This window comes from Bacillus sp. HY001 (assembly GCF_007558965.1).
Taxonomy (GTDB): domain Bacteria; phylum Bacillota; class Bacilli; order Bacillales; family Bacillaceae_G; genus Bacillus_A; species Bacillus_A mobilis.
Genome location: NZ_VLTE01000021.1, coordinates 64,122 through 82,914 on the forward strand (window position 1 = coordinate 64,122; position 18,793 = coordinate 82,914).

Genomic DNA, 18,793 nt, shown 5'->3' on the forward strand with positions numbered 1-18,793 from the left:
TTTTTCGTTTTTTAATTCATATATCTGAATTTTTCTACGACAACCGGTTGCAATTGCTTTCCTTGCAGCGCTTCTAACACTGTATCTTCAAGCAGCTCCATGCGAGCTACCATTGAGTTCGGTTTTTTCTCTGGTGCATCTTGACCGAATGGGACGAAGTAGATGTTTTTTGTTGCCATTAGGCGCATGAGGTTTACTCCATTAAGCCCTAAAGCATCATTCGTCGAAACAGCTAATACGACAGGCTTGCCATTTCTTAGCGTCGCTTTCGCTGCCATTAGTACCGGAGAGTCTGTCATTGCATTTGCAAATTTACTCATAGAATTTCCTGTTAGCGGTGCAATTACCATGCAATCTAGTGGAATTTTAGGTCCTAGTGGTTCTGCGCCAACGATGGAATTAATTGCTTTAAAGCCTGTTACTTCTTCAATCTTTTTAATCCACTCTGCCCCTTCTCCAAATCTCGTATTTGTTGATTGAACAGTGTAAGAAACAACAGGACGTACTTCTGCTCCCTCAGCAATTAATTTTTCTAAATGAGGCATTACTTCTTCGTACGTACAATGTGAACCAGTAAAACCAAATCCTATTCTTTTCCCTTTTAAATTCATTCCCCATTCTCCTTTCTTGCGATTACATCTTCTGCTAGTAGCTGAGAAAGAACGTTCGCTAAAATTTGTCCTGCTGTTTTCGGAGCAACAATACCTGGTAATCCAGGTGCTAACAGCGCTTTGACTCCTCTTTTTTCCGCATATCTAAAGTCGGTACCGCCTGGTTTAGAAGCCAAATCAATTACTAACGTATGAGCCGGCATTTTTGAAATGACATTCGCTGTCACAACGAGATGCGGAATTGTATTAATGACAATATCGATATTCCCTACTTCTTTCTCAATGTCTTGCATATGAAAAGGAGAAAACATCATTTCTGTAATACGTGCAATATGTTCCGATCGTCTTGCTCCAACTTTGACATGGGCTCCTAATGATTGAAATGCTCTGGCAACACTCATCCCTGTTCTACCAAATCCTAAAACCATTACATTGGAACCATGAATTGTATAGTCGGTATGTTGAATTACCATCATTAATGTACCTTCTACAGTTGGAATAGAATTGTAGATTGCGACATCATCACGATCAAATAATTTAATAAGTTTGCGGTTTGTAGTAGATACGAGATTTTCCAAGTAAGGCGTGCCAATACCTGAATATATAGTAAAGTGTTCTGGTGTATTTTCAATTTGTTCTTTCGTTATAGAAACTTTCTCGTTTGAAAAAATAGTATCTACTTCTCCCTTGGCATTTGTACCTGCAACTGGCAAAATAATTGCATCTACAGAAGTGAAATCTAAATTTTGTATACTTTCTTTTGCTGCCCCTGTGAAGCCATGATCTAACTGGTCAAACCCTATCAATGAAAGTTTCGCATCCAATTCAACTAGCTTGCGAATTACTTCTAGCTGTCTTGCATCTCCTCCTATGACAGCAATATGCATCTCAGTCAACATTCCCTAATTCACCTTCTTTTTCTGTCATTTATAAGAAAAGTGCCTACTTTTTCTTTTTCCTCCACATCATATGTAATGTACGGGTTTTAGGTGATTGAAAAACAAAAAGCACACATGATTGATCCCGCTCTTTGTATGCAGAAAGACCTCCCCTCAAAATTCCGCATATGAGAGGACATTATGTAGGAAATTGATTGCCCGTAAAAGCTCGATTCATGTGAGCTAATACTCTGCGGGGAATGTGCAAAAAAAAGATGACCAAAATGGCCATCTTTCACTTCGAATTTGGACGATCTGTAATATCACAAAGGATCATATCATGCCCTACTTTCTTAATTTGGCTCCACGTGACTCTTACTTCTTGTGGTTCCTTTTTAAAGCCTCCCCATTTCCCAGCAGGTATGATAAGAGCCTGTATTTGACCATCCTTCTCATCAATTTCTAAATCCACATAACCTAGAACCCCCATTTTTTCGGCTCTTTCTAAATTTACGATCTCTTTACCGCTTAATTCACTTAATCGCATACGCTCTCCCCCTACAGAAGTTATGAATGTAAGTTATCTATAATTAGTACCTATTCTGTATTTCCAAAAAAAATAACCGTATCTCATTTAAAAGAGATACGGTTATTTTTACATACTTTATATAAAGCAATTATAGTTTTATTCCTTTTGGAAGTTTTCCATCTGGACTAATTAATGCTGCAGAGAATTCATCTGTAAACATGTTACGAATTAACTCATCAACATTTGCTTTCGTTACAGTGTTTACACTTTCAATAATCTCATCAAGTGAACGATGCTTACGAAGTAGCAATTCATTCTTACCATTGCGGCTCATACGGCTATTCGTACTTTCTAAGCTTAACATTAAGTTTCCTTTTAATTGCTCTTTACTATTAATAAGCTCTTTTTCTGTAATACCTGTATTTTTCAATGTTTCTAATGTTTCCTGCATTGTGTCATACAGTGTATCTAATTGTTGGCTACCTGTTCCACCATACAGCGTTAACATACCTGTATCTTCATAAGAAGAATGGTAAGAAAATACTGAGTAGGCTAACCCGCGTTGCTCACGTACTTCTTGGAATAAACGGCTACTCATACTACCGCCTAAAACGTTATTTAATACAATTAAGTTATAAATATCTTCGTGTCCCATTTGTAAGCCTTTATATCCTAAACATAAATGAGCTTGTTCTGTTTCCTTTTTACGTGCTACCTTATTAAAATGGAAAATTGGGCTATGTACTTGTTCACGGTTTGTTGTTCCTTCATAACTACCGAAATATTGCTCTACCGTTTGTAAAAAGGCTTCATCAATATTTCCTGCAACTGAAACAACGACATTTTCAGGTGTGTAATGATCTTTTATATATTGGCGTAGTGTATCACCTGTAAACGTATCAAGCGTTTCTTCAGTTCCTAAAATAGGATATCCAAGCGGATGCGTTTCATATGTTGCTTTCGTTAACATATCATGTACAATATCATCTGGAGCATCTTCGTACATTTTAATTTCTTCACATACGACATTCTTCTCTTTTTTCAGTTCTTCCTCATCAAATGTTGAATTGAAGAACATATCTGCTAGTACATCTAAAGCATATTTAGCATGCTCATCTAGCACTTTTGCATAGTAACAAGTGTATTCTTTTGAAGTAAAAGCATTCACTTGCCCACCAATGCTATCAAATGATTCTGCAATTTCGCGTGCACTACGTGTTTCTGTCCCTTTAAAGAACATATGCTCTAAAAAGTGAGAAACCCCATTATTTTTTTCATTTTCATTTCTTGACCCCGCATGAATCCAAATACCAATCGCAACCGATCTTACGGTTGGTATATTCTCCATAACGATTCTTACACCATTTTTACAAGTATATTTTTTAATCAAAAACTTTCCTCCTACTGCCAGTTTCTCTAAATAAGTGCTATTATTTAATGATAACAAGTTTAAGGATGAATGTCATGCAAATGTATTTAATCCACACGTTTTTCATCCAGTAATTCTGTTATATTCCCTACTCGATATCCTTGTTCCTTCAATTTTGTAATCATTGTATCTAATGCTTCTGCTGTAGATGAAGTTGGATGCATTAATACGATAGCACCTGGATGTATTTTTCTCATTACTCTCTGCAATAGTACATCTGGATCAGGTCGTTTCCAATCAATTGTATCGACAGTCCACATGATCGTTCCCATTTGGAAATCATCAGCAATTTTCACGACTTCATCCCGAAAACTTCCACTCGGCGGGGCAAACCATCTCACCTTTTGATTCGTTGCAACTTCAATCATTCGATTTGTTTTTAGTAACTGATCTCGTATTTCATCAGACGATAGCGTTTTCATATTAGGGTGTGTATAAGAATGATTTCCAACTTCTTGATTTGCATCGACAATCATTTTTGCAAATCGCAAATTTTCTTTCACCCAGCGTCCTTCTAAAAAGAAAGTCGCCTTCACATCATGTTTTTTCAATATCTCTAATATACGCGGCAAATACTCGTTTCCCCATGCCACATTTATTGTTAATCCCACCATCTTTTTATTTGGATGTCCCCTATAAATTGGAGCTGGTGATAAATCTTTTAAGTGAACACTTGGGGATACTTCCTTGAATTCAAGATTTTTTTGATCAAATTCCTTTAGCTTCTTCATATTATTATAAGATGCTTCGATATCAACTTGTCTTCCATTATATCCCGGTGTTGCTTTCCATATTTTATCAATCATCGCATTTTGTGGTGCAATCTCATATTGTTTTGCATGTTTTTGAATTTCTTCATACAAGTTATCCTGTGCAAAAACGGAATAAGAGCCTACACTGACATATAAAAAAAATATACATATGTATGCCAATATACGAGCTTTCATATAAACCCTCCCATTAACTATATAAATACCTTTTTCTTCTTATCTTTGTTAATTTGAGCGTTATAATGAAAACTATACCTAAACTGACATAAAAATATATATAAATCATATTTTTTACATAACAAAAAAAGCCAGTTCAACTGGCTTTTACTTATTGCTGCTCTTGTTTGTTTTCTTCTTTAGCAGCTTCTTTTTCTTGCTCTTCTTTTAGCAATACTTTTCTAGATAGATTCACACGACCTTGCTTGTCAATCTCGATAACTTTAACTGTAATTACATCACCGATCTTCACAACGTCTTCTACTTTACCTACACGCTCAAGTGCAAGTTCAGAAATGTGAACTAATCCATCTTTACCGCTGAATAGTTCAACGAAAGCACCGAATTTCTCAACACGTTTCACTTTTCCTTCGTAGATTTCACCTACTTGTACTTCGCGAACGATATCTTCGATAATTTTCTTAGCTTTGTCATTCATTTCTTGATTTATTGAAGAAATGAATACTGTACCATCTTGCTCGATATCAATTTTAACGCCAGTTTCTTCAATAATTTTATTGATTTGTTTACCGCTCGGCCCAATAACGTCACGGATTTTATCTGGGTTAATTGTCATTGTAATAATCTTTGGAGCGTAAGCTGATAATTCAGTACGTGGCTCTCCAATAACAGATAACATATGATTTAGAATGTGCACACGACCAACTTTCGCTTGTTGTAATGCCTCTTCTAAAATTTCACGAGATAGACCATCGATTTTAATGTCCATTTGTAGTGCAGTAACACCTTTTGCTGTACCTGCTACTTTAAAGTCCATATCACCTAAATGATCTTCCATACCTTGAATATCAGATAAAATTGTGTAATGCTCACCAGTTTTAACTAGACCCATTGCAATACCTGCAACTGGAGCTTTAAGTGGAACACCAGCATCCATCATTGCTAAAGTACTACCACAAATACTTGCTTGTGAAGTAGAACCATTTGATTCTAAAACTTCAGATACAAGACGTACTGTATATGGGAAATCTTTTTCAGATGGAATTACAGGTTCAAGAGCACGTTCTCCTAGTGCACCGTGACCAATTTCACGACGACCTGGTCCACGCATCGGTCTTGTTTCACCAACACTAAATGATGGGAAGTTGTAATGGTGCATGAAGCGTTTTGATTCTTCTACACCAAGACCATCTAAAATTTGCACATCGCCTAATGCACCTAATGTACAAATACTTAATGCTTGTGTTTGTCCACGTGTGAATAAACCAGAACCGTGTGTACGAGATAAAATGCCAACCTCTGATGCTAATGGACGGATTTCGTCACCTTTACGGCCATCTGGGCGGATTTTTTCAACTGTAATAAGACGACGTACTTCTTCTTTTACAATTTTATATAAAATCTCATTTACTTGTCCTAATGTATCAGCGTCAGCTTCTTGCGCTTCGTAATGCTCAATTACACGCTTTTTCACTTCGTTAATTGCATCTTCACGTGCATGTTTCTCATGTACTTGAATTGCAGAATGCATATCCTTCTCAGACATTTCACGTACAGCTTGATTAAGATCAGCGTCCACTTCATAAAGTTTCACTTCTGATTTCTCTTTACCTACAGCTTGTACAATCTCTTCTTGGAATGCAATTAGACGTTTAATTTCGTCATGTCCAAACATAATTGCTTCTAACATCGTTTCTTCAGGCACTTGATCTGCTCCTGCTTCAACCATGTTAATTGCATCTTTCGTACCAGCTACAACAAGGTGAATATCACTTTGCTCTTGCTGTTCTACTGTTGGATTAATAACGAATTCGCCGTTAATACGACCAACTGTTGCACCCGCAATTGGACCTTCAAATGGAATATCTGAAATCGATAACGCTAATGAAGAACCAAGCATAGCTGCCATTTCAGAAGAACAATCTTGATCAACACTCATTACAATGCTGACAACTTGTACTTCGTTACGGAAACCATCTGCGAAAAGTGGACGAATTGGACGGTCGATTAAACGACTTGCCAAAATTGCTTTTTCACTTGGACGACCTTCACGTTTAATGAAACCGCCAGGAATTTTTCCGACTGCATATAAACGCTCTTCATAGTTTACTGTAAGTGGGAAGAAATCTACATTTTTTGGTTCTTTTGATGCAGTTGCTGTAGATAGAACCGCTGTATCGCCATATCTTACTAATACTGCTCCGTTCGCTTGCTTCGCAAGCTGACTTGTTTCAACTGTTAGCTGGCGACCAGCTAAATCTATCGAGAAGACTTGCTTTTCTTGACTCATTTAAGTACCCCTCTCAATTTAAAGTATTCAATTCTTCTATGTAAATGGATAGTATATCACAATATTCTACCTCTAGTATTACCGAAAATGAAGTAAGCTATAAAGGGTAGAAGATATATTTTTACCTAACAAAAAAGCGGGAATATTCCCGCTTCTTTGACTATCGACGTAAGCCAAGCTTTGTGATTAATTCACGGTAACGTGTGATATCGCTATTACGAAGGTAAGTTAGTAAGTTACGACGTTTACCAACCATCTTTAATAGACCACGACGTGAATGATGATCTTTCTTGTGAGTACGTAAGTGCTCGTTTAGAGTGTTAATTTGCTCCGTTAGGACAGCAATTTGAACCTCTGGAGAACCAGTATCAGTCTCATGAGTTCTAAATTGTGCAATGATTTCATTTTTACGCTCTTGTGTTAAAGCCATCCTATTTCACCTCCTATTAATTAAACCCCCAATTACCTAGCAAGCGTCGGTGAGTCGCAATGCCAAGCAATGGTTGTCATAAAGTACATAACATAGAATACTACTTTTCATTTGAAAAAGCAAGTATATTCTTTTCGTTCGCAAAATATTCTTGTGCTGTTTTCTTATCTTTTGCGATTTGTTCAACTAACTCATCGATGCCATTGAATTTCTTCTCTTCTCTTATACGCATATGCCACTCTACTGTAACATTTTGATCATATATGTCTTTGTTAAATTCAAATAAGTGCACTTCAATAGATAATTGACGCTCATCTTCTTTAAAAGTTGGTTTATATCCAATATTACATACACCATCGTACCATTCATCGTGAACCTTTAATCTCACTGCATAAACACCTACAGGTGGCAATAGATACTCATCACTTAAACCTACATTTGCTGTAGGAAAACCAATTTGACGTCCACGTTTATCACCGTGTACAACCGTTCCCCCTACTGTATATGCTCTACCTAAAATAGATGGAATTTGTTCCATTTCGCCATTTCGAATTAACTTTCGTAATGCTGTAGAACTTACTTTCTCTTCTTGAAATTCAACTTTTTCAATCACAGTCTGTGTAAACTCCCCTCTTGCATGAAATGGTAAAGTCTCCATCTTTCCTTTTCCTAAACGTCCATATGAATAATCAAACCCTGCTACTACATGCTTTACATTTAAACCAATAATATAATCATCTACAAATTGTTGTGGCAATAAGCCTGCAAACGATTCATCAAATTTAATAACATATAATATATCGATCCCTAAGTTTTCGACTATTTTTTCTTTATCACACATGGGTGTAATATACTCCGCATGGGCTTCCTTTTTCCCTAAAACAACAGATGGGTGCGGATAAAATGTCATAACTGCACTTTTATATCCCCGTTCATCCGCTATTTGTTTCGCAGTTCGAATTACACATTGATGTCCTAAATGAATGCCATCAAAAAATCCTAATGCCATTACAGTCGGTGGTAATTCTAATTTATTTTGTTCATGTGGATGAGTTAAATGAATAAGTTTCACGCTTGAATTCACCTTTTTCTGTAATAATCCTTCCAATAATTCATTATAGCTTTAGTTCTTGATTATTCACAAGTACTTTCATCGGCTTTAGCATACCAGGGTGTTTTGGATGGTGCTCAAAAATTGCAAGGCAGCGATCATTTTTATCAAACACTGTTATAAATGGTGCTGTTATTTGCAATTCATTTTTTAAGAACATACCATTCTTTATTTTCTCTGCTTGCTTTTCATCTACAACAATTTTCGGGAACTTACTTAATGCTTCATCAATTGAAATGAAGATAGACTCTACTGTTCCATTTTGCACGTTTTCTTCAATTTCTTCAAATGATATGCAATCTTCTAATAAAAATTCTCCAGAAGCTGTTCTTACAAGGTGAGACATATGTGATGGAAAACCAAGTTTTTCACCAATCATTACTGCTAACGTTCTTACATATGTTCCTTTACTACACGTTACACGGAAACGGAATGAAATATTTTCCCCCTCAAACACTTCACGGTCATCTAGTAATACAAATTCATGAATTGTAATTGTACGAACTGGACGCTCAACTTCTTGTCCTGCTCTTGCATATTCATATAATTTTTTCCCGTTAACTTTTACAGCCGAAAACATCGGAGGCATTTGTTCAATCGTACCTGTTAATGCAGCAAGAGCCCCTTCTACTTCCTTACGAGTAATAACGCGATCTACATGTTTCGTTTCAACAACTTCACCAGAAGCATCTTCAGTTGTTGTTGAAAATCCAAGTGTTACTTCACCTTCATATGTTTTCGTCTCACTTGTTAAAAATTGTGCAATCTTCGTTGCTCGTCCCACACAAATAGGTAATACTCCTGTTACATCTGGATCTAATGTTCCTGTATGACCAATTCGTTTCTCACGCAATATCTTTCTTAATTTAAATACACAATCATGTGATGTCATGCCTTTTGGCTTATGTAATAATACTACACCTTCCATATATGTTCACCTCATCATAATTCTTTCATAGTAATTATCCAAAATTTATTTTGCATTGAAAAAATGGATAGACAAATGTCTATCCATTATTCTTCACGTTTATCGTCTTTATTAATTTGATGTAAAAGTGTATCAATTCGATGACCATATCCGATAGACTCATCAAATTCAAAGGAAATTTCCGGTGTTTTGCGAAGACGAATACGTTGGCCAATTTCTGAACGAATGAAGCCTTTTGCTTTCGCTAAACCTTTTAATGTACTTTCTTTCTGTTCTTCATCACCTAAAACAGAAATATATACTGTAGCAATTTGTAAATCCCCACTCACTTGTACATCTGTTACTGTAACAAATCCGACACGTGGATCTTTAATTTTACGACTGATGATGTCGCCTAATTCTTTTTTCATTTGCTCGCCTACACGGTTTGCACGTAATTTCATAACTCTTCACCTCATTCAATACCATTCCAATTGTGTTATTGTACGTTCAATTTCAGGAAATGAATCGATGTACTCGAGTACACGATTCATTTCTTTTTCACAAACAACACGATTAGAGGATACAGAAACAATTGCAATTTCTGTACGTTGCCATACATCTTGATGCCCTACTTCTGAAACAGCTACATTATAGCGCTGCTTCACACGAGTTAGCACCCGTTGTAAAATTGCTCGTTTCTCTTTTAAAGAATGCACATCGTAAATCATACACTCGAATGAGAGTGAAGCGATAATCATCGCTTCACTTCTTCCATAATGTACGCTTCAATGATGTCCCCTTCTTTAAGATCATTATATCTCTCAATTGTAATACCACACTCATAGTTTTGTGCAACTTCTTTTACGTCGTCTTTGAAACGTTTTAACGTATCAAGTTGTCCTTCGAAAATTACTACGCCATCACGGATAATACGCACGCCACTATCACGTGTAATTTTACCGTCAATTACGTAACAACCTGCGATTGTTCCAACTTTTGTTACTTTGAATGTTTGGCGTACTTCCGCTTGACCGATTACTTTTTCTTCGAATTCTGGATCCAGCATACCTTGCATTGCTGATTCGATTTCTTCGATTACTTTATAGATAATACGGTGTAAACGAACATCAACATTCTCTAATTCAGCTGTACGCTTCGCATTCACATCAGGGCGTACGTTAAATCCAATTACAATTGCATTAGATGCAGAAGCTAAAATGATATCAGATTCTGTGATCGCACCTACGCCTGTATGGATAATTTTAACTTTAACACCTTCAACATCAATTTTACGAAGTGACGCTGCCATTGCTTCTACAGAACCTTGTACGTCTGCTTTCACAATTAAGTTAATTTCTTTTACATCGCCCTCTTGGATTTGTTGGAATAAATCTTCAAGGCTTAATTTAGATTTCTCACCACGTTGAGCAAGTAACGCTTCTTGTGCACGTGATTCACCGATTTGACGAGCTTTCTTCTCATCAGCGAATGCCATGAAACGATCTCCCGCTTGTGGTACTTCGTTTAAACCTGTAATTTCAACAGGAGTTGATGGTCCAGCAACTTTTACACGACGACCAATGTCACTTACCATTGCACGAACACGTCCGAATGAAGTACCAACAACGATTGGATCTCCAACTCGAAGTGTACCGTTTTGAACAAGTAATGTCGCGATAGTTCCTTTACCTTTATCAAGCTGTGCTTCAATTACAGTACCAGTTGCATAGCGGTTTGGATTTGCTTTATATTCTTCAACTTCACTTACAAGAAGAATCATTTCTAATAAGTTGTCAATTCCTTCACCTTGAATTGCAGAAATTGGTACGAAAATTGTATCTCCACCCCAAGCTTCTGGAACTAATTCATATTCTGTTAATTCTTGCATTACACGATCAGGATTTGCCGCTGGTTTATCCATTTTATTCACAGCTACAATAATTGGTACTCCAGCTGCTTTCGCATGGCTAATCGCTTCAACTGTTTGAGGCATAACACCGTCATCAGCTGCAACAACAAGGATTGTAATATCTGTTACTTGCGCACCACGAGCACGCATCGTTGTAAATGCCGCGTGACCAGGCGTATCTAAGAATGTAATCTTCTTGTCATTTACTTCAACTTGGTATGCACCAATATGCTGAGTAATTCCACCTGCTTCGCCTGCAGTTACTTTTGAATTACGGATAGAGTCAAGTAAAGTTGTTTTACCATGGTCAACGTGTCCCATAATTGTAACTACAGCTGGACGTTCTTTTAAGTTCTCTTCATCGTCTTGCTCATCGATGAATGTTTCGAATTCAGTCTCGCTTACAACTACTTCTTCTTCTACTTCAATACCATAATCAGTAGCAATTAATTCAATTGTATCTTTATCTAAGTCTTGGTTAATTGTTGCCATAATTCCAAGCATAAAGAGCTTCTTAATAATTTCAGACGGCTCTTTGCTTAATTTTTTAGCAAGCTCACCTACTGTAAGACTTCCAGAGAAAGTAATTTTATCTGGTGTTTCTACAGTTTGTGTTTGTTGTCTTCCAGCAAAGTTATCTTGACGTTTGTCTTCATTTCCTTTGCCTTTTTTCTTTTTCTTATTGCTGTTCTTTTTACTACGAACAACTTTTTCTTCTACTTCAAACTCATCTGCAACAGAAGGTTTTTCAGTTTGATACGCATTATCTAATTTATTTACTACTTCATCTTCTAACATTGTCATATGATTCGAAACCTCGATATTCATTTCTTTTAGTTTTGTCATAAGATCTTTACTTGAGATATTATGTTGTTTTGCATATTCATGCACTCGAATTTTACTCATACCTTCACCCCCGGTAATTTGTATCGAGCATGCTACGCAGCTTTTTCGCAAAGCCTTCATCTAACACAGCTACAACGACTCGCTCATCTCTCCCAATCGCATGCCCTAATTGTTGTCGATTTTCGACCTTTCTCATTGGTACGTTGTAATACGTCGTTTTATCCATGATGCGTTTTGTAGTATTTGCTGACGCATCTTCAGATAGCAATACAAGCTTTGCTTTGCCACTTCGTACTTCTTTTAAAACAAGTTCTTCACCCGAAATAATTTTCCGAGCCCGGTTTGCTAGTCCTAAAAACGATTTCCAATCGGACACTTATTTCGACTCCTTCTCAACAAGCTCAAGAAGCTCTTCGTATAGAGAACCGTCGATTTTCGCTTTTAGATGATGTTCCAAAACATTTTTCTTTTGGGCTTGAAGAATGCTTTCTTTATCTTTTGATAAATAAGCACCTCGTCCTGATTTCTTTCCAGTTAAATCAATGGACACTTCTCCCTCTTTGGAACGAACAATGCGAACGAGCTCTCGTTTTGATTTCATTTCTTGCGTTGCAACACATTTTCGTAACGGAACTTTTCGATTGCTCATACTCATCACCTCTATTCGATTTCGTCTTCAACTGAATCGAATCCGAATGCGATTACGCTATCTTCTTCTGTTACAATACCAAGTTGTTTCGCATCAGACTCACTCTTAATATCAATTTTCCAACCTGTTAATTTAGCTGCAAGACGTGCATTTTGTCCACGCTTACCAATAGCTAATGACAGTTGGTGGTCTGGAACAACAACAGTTGTTGCTTTTTCTTCTTCATCTACAAGTACTTTAACAACTTGTGATGGGCTTAAAGCATTTGCAACATATTCTACTGGATCATTTGACCAGCGAACGATGTCAATCTTTTCGCCTTTTAGTTCGTCTACAATGCGTTGTACACGTTGTCCTTTTGGTCCTACACAAGAACCTACTGGATCAACATCAATGTTCTCTGCATGTACAGAAATTTTAGAACGATCGCCTGCTTCACGTGCTACAGAACGAATTTCAACAGTTCCATCATAAATTTCAGGAACTTCCATTTCGAATAAACGTTTTAAAAGACCAGGATGTGTACGTGATACGTAAATTTGTGGTCCTTTTGTTGTTTTTTCTACTTTCGTAATGAATACACGAATACGATCATGTGGTTTGTACTGTTCGTTTGGCATTTGCTCACTTACAGGTAATAAAGCTTCTACTTTCCCTAAGCTTACATAGATGAAACGAGCATCTTGACGTTGTACGATACCTACCATAATATCTTCTTCACGGTCACTAAACTCAGAGTAAATAACACCACGCTCTGCTTCACGCACTCGTTGTGTTACAACCTGTTTTGCAGTTTGTGCTGCAATACGACCGAAATCTTTTGGTGTTACTTCAATTTCTAGTACGTCACCATCTTGATAGTTTGGATTAATTTGTCTTGCTTCTTCAACAGAAATTTCAAGACGTGGATCAAACACATTATCAACAACGTCTTTACGTGCTAATACTTGAATTGTTCCCACTTCTGGGTTAAAGCTCACACGAACGTTTTGTGCTTGGTTAAAATTGCGTTTATAAGCAGAGATTAACGCTGCTTCAATCGCATCAATAATAATATCTTTGCTAATTCCTTTTTCTGACTCTAATACGAGCAAGGCATCTAACAACTCAGTGCTCATGAAGATCCCCCTTCTAACTAAAACGTAACAGCAAGTCGCGCATTTGCAACTTTGTCCATTGAAATTTGGATTTCTTTTTTACGTGTTTTAATTGTTAATAATAGTGTAATTGTAGTACCATCGTAGGAAAGTAGTTTTCCTTCAAACATTTTTTCACCATCAATCGGCTCATATGTTTTAATTGCCACTTGTTTTCCTACCGCTTGCTGGAAGTCTTTCTCTTTCTTTAATGGGCGTTCCGCTCCAGGAGATGATACATCCAAAAAGTAAAGATGAGGAATTGGATCCTCTTTATCTAAAGCTTCGCTTAAACGTTCACTTACCGCACCGCATTCTTCAATGTCGACTCCTTTATCAGAATCGATGAATACGCGTAAGAACCAGTCTTGTCCTTCTTTCACATACTCTACATCTACAAGTTCAAGATTTAACTCTTCAACGATTGGCTGCGCAAATGCTTCTACAACTTCTGTGACTTTCTTATCCATAAACAGCCTCCTTCCTGCCGCCATGTACCATTTACAAGAAAAGACTCCGTCCATAAAACGGTTTATCTTATTCTTTCTCGTTAGCTAACAAAAGCCCCTGCCGTTAAGCAGGGAATATCTGTCTTAGTATTACCAAATTTAAGAAGTAAAACTTGTAACAAAATATGTATATACGACAGAAATTTCTTACCTCTCCACATCAATAAAACGTAGATAGTAACACGAAAGAGTGGGTTTCCCCACTCTTTTTTTTACACAATATACATGACATGGTTATCTCGGTTAATAGTATACCATAGCAAATGTTGATTTGCAAAGACTTTTCCTACCTACTAGAACAGTGATAACTGGTTTTGATCAGGTAGATCGCCTAAGCAACCTTGACTATCTAAATACTCAATAATTGTTTTCGAAACCTTACTGCGCTGCTGTAAATCTTCTTTTGATAAGAAATCTCCATTTTTGCGTGCTTCTACAATACTTAAAGCTGCGTTTGTACCAAGTCCAGGCACTGCATTAAATGGAGGAATTAAAGAATCCCCATCAATAATAAATTCTGTTGCATGCGAACGGTATAAATCAACCTTTTGGAATGAGTATCCACGCTCACACATTTCAAGTGTCATTTCTAGTACCGTTAATAAACTTTTCTCTTTCGGCGCTGCATCCAAACCTTTTTGTGCAATTTCATCAATTTTCACACGTATAGATGCTGAGCCTTTCGCCATCGCCTCTACGTCAAAGTCATCTGCACGAACTGTAAAGTATGCCGCATAGAATAAAAGCGCGAAATGCACTTTAAAATATGCAATACGTACAGCCATAAGTACGTAAGCAGCCGCATGGGCTTTAGGGAACATGTACTTGATCTTCTTACATGAATCAATATACCAACCCGGTACATTATTACTTTTCATGTCCTCTTCCCATTCTTCTGGTACACCTTTACCTTTACGAACCGACTCCATGATTTTGAAGGCTAATGATGGGTCTAAACCTTGATAGATTAAATATACCATGATGTCATCACGACAACCGATAACTTCACTCAGCGTACATGTACCGTTATAAATTAACTCGTTTGCATTACCAAGCCATACATCCGTACCATGCGATAGTCCTGAAATTTGGACTAACTCAGAGAATGTCGTAGGCTTCGTCTCTTCTAACATCTGCCTTACGAATTTCGTACCAAACTCTGGTATACCAAGTGTACCTGTTTTACAGTTAATTTGTTCTTCCGTTACACCTAACGATTCAGGTCCTGAGAAAATTTTCATTACTTCCGGATCGTCTGTTGGGATTGTTTTCGGATCAATACCGCTTAAATCTTGTAACATACGAATAACAGTTGGATCATCGTGTCCTAGTATATCAAGTTTCAATAAGTTATCATGAATCGAGTGGAAATCAAAGTGTGTCGTTCTCCACTCAGCACCTATTGAATCTGCCGGGAACTGAATTGGTGAAAAATCAAAAATATCCATGTAATCTGGCACAACTATAATACCACCTGGATGCTGTCCAGTCGTACGTTTTACACCGGTACATCCTGATACTAAACGGTCAATCTCTGCATTTCGAATCGTTAAGTTATGATCATTTGCATAACCTTTTACATACCCATAAGCGGTTTTTTCCGCAACTGTACCTATTGTACCCGCACGGTATACATAATCTTCACCAAACAGTACTTTCGTATAGTTATGGGCACGTGGCTGGTATTCCCCGGAGAAGTTCAAATCGATATCGGGTACCTTATCTCCTTTAAATCCAAGGAACGTTTCGAACGGAATATCATGTCCATCTTTCACGTATGGAACATTACATGCAGGACATTCTTTATCCGGCAAGTCAAAACCAGAACCTACAGAACCATCATTAAAGAATTCTGATTGCTTACACTTCGGACATACATAGTGTGGTGGTAATGGGTTTACTTCTGTAATTTCCATCATCGTTGCAACGAATGAAGAACCTACCGATCCACGCGAACCTACTAGATATCCGTCTACTAACGATTTTTTCACAAGCTTATGTGAAATTAAATAAATTACGGCGAATCCATGCCCAATAATACTTTTTAATTCTTTTTCTAAACGTGCTTCTACAATTTCAGGTAACTCTTCACCATAAATGCTACGCGCCATTTTATAACTCATATCACGCGTTTCATCATCTGCACCCTCAATTTTCGGTGTATATAGATCATCTTTTACTGGATGAACATCACCAATTAATGATGCAACCTTTTGTGTATTCGTTACAACAATTTCTTTCGCAACGTCTTCACCTAAGAATGAAAAACACTCTAACATTTCATCCGTTGTACGGAAATGTACAGGCGGTAATGAATGTCGGTTTAACGGATTGGCTCCGCCCTGCGAACTAACTAAAATTTTGCGATACATTCCATCCTCTGGATCTAAATAATGCACGTTTCCTGTAGCAACAACTGGTTTATCTAACGTCTCACCAAGTTTTACTAAATTAGAAATAATTGTTTTTAACTGTCCCTCATCTCGAACAAGTTCACGCTCTACTAAATGACGTAACACCTCTGGAGGCATTACTTCAATGTAATCATAGAACTGCGCAATTTCTTCTACCTCTTCAGGCGCTTTTTGCATCATCGCCTCAAACACTTCACCTTTATCACAAGCCGTTCCTACTAAAATTCCTTCGCGATATTTTTTTAATAGTGACCTTGGTACTCGTGGTACTCGGTAAAAGTAATTTAGGTGAGAATAGGAAACAAGTTTATATAAATTTTTCAATCCTACATCTGATGTGGCAAGTAACGTCATATGACTTGGACGTCCACGCTTATACGCATCCCCTTGCCCCATGCTATCATTTAATTGATCGTGATATTCAAATCCCTTTTCAATCACATCTTTTAACATTTTCACAAGTAAGTATCCCGTTGCTTCTGTATCATAAATCGCACGGTGATGTTGCGTTAATTCAATATCAAGCTTTTTACACATCGTATTTAATCGATGGTTTTTCATTTCTGGGAATAAGAATCTTGCAAGTTCTAACGTATCAATAACAGGATTATTCGTTTTTTCTAGTCCAGCCTTTTTAAAACCTACGTTAATAAAGCCCATATCAAAACTTGCGTTATGCGCAACAAGTGTATGGTCGCCCATCCATTCTTCAAACTTTTTAAACACTTCGTCCACTTCTGGTGCATCCGTTAACATATCATCTGTAATACCTGTTAATTCAATAATCGTCGCAGATAATGGTTGATGCGGATTTGCGAAAGATTCAAAGCGGTCAATAATTTCGCCGCCTTTTACTTTTACAGCCGCTAACTCGATAACAGTATCATATACAGCTGATAAACCTGTCGTCTCAACGTCAAAAACAACATACGTTTCCTCTGCAAGTAAACGATGCGCTTCGTTATATGCAATTGGTACACCATCATTAACTAAATTCGCTTCTACACCATATATAACTTTAACCCCAGCCTTTTTTCCCGCAGAATATGCCTCTGGGAAAGACTGCGCAACAGCATGGTCTGTAACAGCAATTGCCTCATGTCCCCATTTACCTGCTTGAGCAACAAGTCGAGAAACAGGAGTAACAGCGTCCATTTGGCTCATCGGTGTGTGAAGATGCAGCTCTACACGTTTTTCACCTTCTGGCGCTTTATCTTTACGAGATGGTCCTGTTATTTCATTAATATCATTTGCAATCATTACTAAATCTCGAACAAACGTATCATTTTGAACAGAACCACGCGCTTTCACCCACATTCCTTTTTTCAAGGATTGCAGCATAGGAATATCTTCTTTATCACGTGAGAACATTTTGATCATAATTGAATCCGTATAATCTGTTATTTTTAAAGTTAATAACGTACGGCCACTACGAAGCTCTTTCGTTTCTACATGGAAGACATACCCTTGAACTGTTTTTCTTCTTTCTTCATCTTGAATTTCTCGCATCGGTGTAATCTCTTCATCTGGCTTAATAAGATACCCAAGCACAACCGGTCCTTCATGCACAACGCTACTTTCTTCCGCTTGCTTCTTCGCCATTTCTTCCATAGCTTGTATAACACGTTCACGGTCTTCTTGCTGCGTTTGCTCACGAAACTTTTGCATTTCTTCTGTATTTTGCTGTATATGTGTGTCTAACTGAAAACGCGGGAATCCAAAAGCTTCGTATTGATCTCCTACTGGTTTCGCAACGTTTTTCTTTAAAGCGGTAGATTCCAGCTCGTTATTCACATTTATTAGCAACTTCACTCCATTCACCTGCGGAAGCTGCTTCTTTAAGTAAGCAAACATAGGTGAAAATGTAATTCGTTCCGTACAAAGCGGCCAATACGCCCTCACTTCTTCTTCTGTAAATTGTTTATTCTCTGCTTCTAATGCAAATGTTGTTCTTGCAATATGAGAAAATGATTGCTTAAGCTTTGTTTCTAGCAATTCATATAATTCTGTAGGCAAAATACGTGGCACTTGTAAATTAAAATGCCAACTTTTATTCGCTTTATCAATAACGAGTCTTTCAATACCACCGCCTTGTAAATATTGATTTATAAGGTCATCTGGTATTTGCAACTGCTGGAGCAAAATTTGAAATCGCTCTTGTTGTTCATTTGTTAAAGACATAAGCACTCTCCTTC

Annotated in this window: 17 protein-coding genes; all 17 read right to left on the reverse strand. The window is 37.3% G+C overall.

Features of this window, described 5'->3' with window-relative positions; genetic code table 11:
- Positions 1 to 11: 11 nt before the first annotated feature.
- On the reverse strand, positions 12 to 611 hold the full coding sequence (gene dpaB / locus FOT98_RS12160; protein ID WP_001049480.1) for a dipicolinate synthase subunit B: 600 nt from the start codon (positions 609 to 611) through the stop codon (positions 12 to 14).
- Entirely contained in the window at positions 608 to 1,510 is a 903-nt protein-coding gene (gene dpaA / locus FOT98_RS12165) for a dipicolinic acid synthetase subunit A (RefSeq protein WP_000954734.1), read from the reverse strand. The genes dpaB and dpaA overlap by 4 nt, the downstream gene beginning before the upstream one ends.
- A 274-nt stretch (positions 1,511 to 1,784) precedes the next feature.
- Entirely contained in the window at positions 1,785 to 2,036 is a 252-nt protein-coding gene (locus FOT98_RS12170) for a YlmC/YmxH family sporulation protein (RefSeq protein ID WP_060631972.1), read from the reverse strand.
- 130 nt (positions 2,037 to 2,166) lie between these two features.
- Complete coding sequence (locus FOT98_RS12175; protein WP_000593004.1) at positions 2,167 to 3,408, reverse strand: M16 family metallopeptidase; 1,242 nt, start codon at positions 3,406 to 3,408, stop codon at positions 2,167 to 2,169.
- An 86-nt stretch (positions 3,409 to 3,494) separates the two neighbouring features.
- Complete coding sequence (locus tag FOT98_RS12180; RefSeq protein ID WP_063260409.1) at positions 3,495 to 4,394, reverse strand: polysaccharide deacetylase family protein; 900 nt, start codon at positions 4,392 to 4,394, stop codon at positions 3,495 to 3,497.
- Positions 4,395 to 4,545: 151 nt separating this feature from the next.
- Complete coding sequence (pnp, locus tag FOT98_RS12185) at positions 4,546 to 6,684, reverse strand: polyribonucleotide nucleotidyltransferase (protein ID WP_061678193.1); 2,139 nt, start codon at positions 6,682 to 6,684, stop codon at positions 4,546 to 4,548.
- Between the two features lie 160 nt (positions 6,685 to 6,844).
- On the reverse strand, positions 6,845 to 7,114 hold the full coding sequence (rpsO, locus tag FOT98_RS12190; protein ID WP_001229392.1) for a 30S ribosomal protein S15: 270 nt from the start codon (positions 7,112 to 7,114) through the stop codon (positions 6,845 to 6,847).
- 100 nt (positions 7,115 to 7,214) lie between these two features.
- The gene (gene ribF, locus FOT98_RS12195; protein WP_000766716.1) at positions 7,215 to 8,186 is read right to left on the reverse strand and encodes a bifunctional riboflavin kinase/FAD synthetase; all 972 of its coding nucleotides are present in this window, start codon (positions 8,184 to 8,186) and stop codon (positions 7,215 to 7,217) included.
- A 43-nt stretch (positions 8,187 to 8,229) separates the two neighbouring features.
- On the reverse strand, positions 8,230 to 9,153 hold the full coding sequence (truB, locus tag FOT98_RS12200; protein ID WP_063260410.1) for a tRNA pseudouridine(55) synthase TruB: 924 nt from the start codon (positions 9,151 to 9,153) through the stop codon (positions 8,230 to 8,232).
- Between the two features lie 86 nt (positions 9,154 to 9,239).
- The gene (gene rbfA, locus FOT98_RS12205) at positions 9,240 to 9,596 is read right to left on the reverse strand and encodes a 30S ribosome-binding factor RbfA (RefSeq protein ID WP_000776444.1); all 357 of its coding nucleotides are present in this window, start codon (positions 9,594 to 9,596) and stop codon (positions 9,240 to 9,242) included.
- 15 nt (positions 9,597 to 9,611) lie between these two features.
- On the reverse strand, positions 9,612 to 9,893 hold the full coding sequence (locus FOT98_RS12210) for a DUF503 domain-containing protein (RefSeq protein WP_017151268.1): 282 nt from the start codon (positions 9,891 to 9,893) through the stop codon (positions 9,612 to 9,614).
- A complete protein-coding gene (gene infB / locus FOT98_RS12215; RefSeq protein ID WP_061678197.1) occupies positions 9,890 to 11,950 on the reverse strand; it encodes a translation initiation factor IF-2 in 2,061 nt (686 codons plus the stop codon). Before infB ends, FOT98_RS12210 begins: the two co-directional genes overlap by 4 nt.
- Positions 11,951 to 11,954: 4 nt before the next feature.
- Positions 11,955 to 12,266: a YlxQ family RNA-binding protein gene (locus FOT98_RS12220; protein WP_001286520.1), complete on the reverse strand. Its 312-nt coding sequence runs from the start codon at positions 12,264 to 12,266 to the stop codon at positions 11,955 to 11,957.
- The gene (gene rnpM / locus FOT98_RS12225) at positions 12,267 to 12,539 is read right to left on the reverse strand and encodes an RNase P modulator RnpM (protein ID WP_000071127.1); all 273 of its coding nucleotides are present in this window, start codon (positions 12,537 to 12,539) and stop codon (positions 12,267 to 12,269) included.
- A gap of 11 nt (positions 12,540 to 12,550) precedes the next feature.
- On the reverse strand, positions 12,551 to 13,657 hold the full coding sequence (nusA, locus tag FOT98_RS12230) for a transcription termination factor NusA (RefSeq protein ID WP_000102596.1): 1,107 nt from the start codon (positions 13,655 to 13,657) through the stop codon (positions 12,551 to 12,553).
- A gap of 17 nt (positions 13,658 to 13,674) precedes the next feature.
- Entirely contained in the window at positions 13,675 to 14,145 is a 471-nt protein-coding gene (gene rimP, locus FOT98_RS12235; protein ID WP_063260411.1) for a ribosome maturation factor RimP, read from the reverse strand.
- Positions 14,146 to 14,477: 332 nt separating this feature from the next.
- Positions 14,478 to 18,779 (reverse strand): PolC-type DNA polymerase III, encoded by a 4,302-nt coding sequence (locus FOT98_RS12240; RefSeq protein WP_063260412.1) that lies wholly within the window; start codon positions 18,777 to 18,779, stop codon positions 14,478 to 14,480.
- Between the last annotated feature and the right edge of the window lie 14 nt (positions 18,780 to 18,793).

What these genes read in the sequence shown, in the direction of transcription:
- dpaB (WP_001049480.1), bottom strand. Translation starts at nt 611, where the DNA reads ATGAATTTAAAAGGGAAAAGAATAGGATTTGGTTTTACTGGTTCACAT.
- rnpM (WP_000071127.1), bottom strand. Translation starts at nt 12,539, where the DNA reads ATGAGCAATCGAAAAGTTCCGTTACGAAAATGTGTTGCAACGCAAGAA.
- FOT98_RS12180 (WP_063260409.1), bottom strand. Translation starts at nt 4,394, where the DNA reads ATGAAAGCTCGTATATTGGCATACATATGTATATTTTTTTTATATGTC.
- rbfA (WP_000776444.1), bottom strand. Translation starts at nt 9,596, where the DNA reads ATGAAATTACGTGCAAACCGTGTAGGCGAGCAAATGAAAAAAGAATTA.
- nusA (WP_000102596.1), bottom strand. Translation starts at nt 13,657, where the DNA reads ATGAGCACTGAGTTGTTAGATGCCTTGCTCGTATTAGAGTCAGAAAAA.
- pnp (WP_061678193.1), bottom strand. Translation starts at nt 6,684, where the DNA reads ATGAGTCAAGAAAAGCAAGTCTTCTCGATAGATTTAGCTGGTCGCCAG.
- rimP (WP_063260411.1), bottom strand. Translation starts at nt 14,145, where the DNA reads ATGGATAAGAAAGTCACAGAAGTTGTAGAAGCATTTGCGCAGCCAATC.
- dpaA (WP_000954734.1), bottom strand. Translation starts at nt 1,510, where the DNA reads ATGTTGACTGAGATGCATATTGCTGTCATAGGAGGAGATGCAAGACAG.
- truB (WP_063260410.1), bottom strand. Translation starts at nt 9,153, where the DNA reads ATGGAAGGTGTAGTATTATTACATAAGCCAAAAGGCATGACATCACAT.
- FOT98_RS12240 (WP_063260412.1), bottom strand. Translation starts at nt 18,779, where the DNA reads ATGTCTTTAACAAATGAACAACAAGAGCGATTTCAAATTTTGCTCCAG.
- infB (WP_061678197.1), bottom strand. Translation starts at nt 11,950, where the DNA reads ATGAGTAAAATTCGAGTGCATGAATATGCAAAACAACATAATATCTCA.
- rpsO (WP_001229392.1), bottom strand. Translation starts at nt 7,114, where the DNA reads ATGGCTTTAACACAAGAGCGTAAAAATGAAATCATTGCACAATTTAGA.
- FOT98_RS12170 (WP_060631972.1), bottom strand. Translation starts at nt 2,036, where the DNA reads ATGCGATTAAGTGAATTAAGCGGTAAAGAGATCGTAAATTTAGAAAGA.
- FOT98_RS12210 (WP_017151268.1), bottom strand. Translation starts at nt 9,893, where the DNA reads ATGATTATCGCTTCACTCTCATTCGAGTGTATGATTTACGATGTGCAT.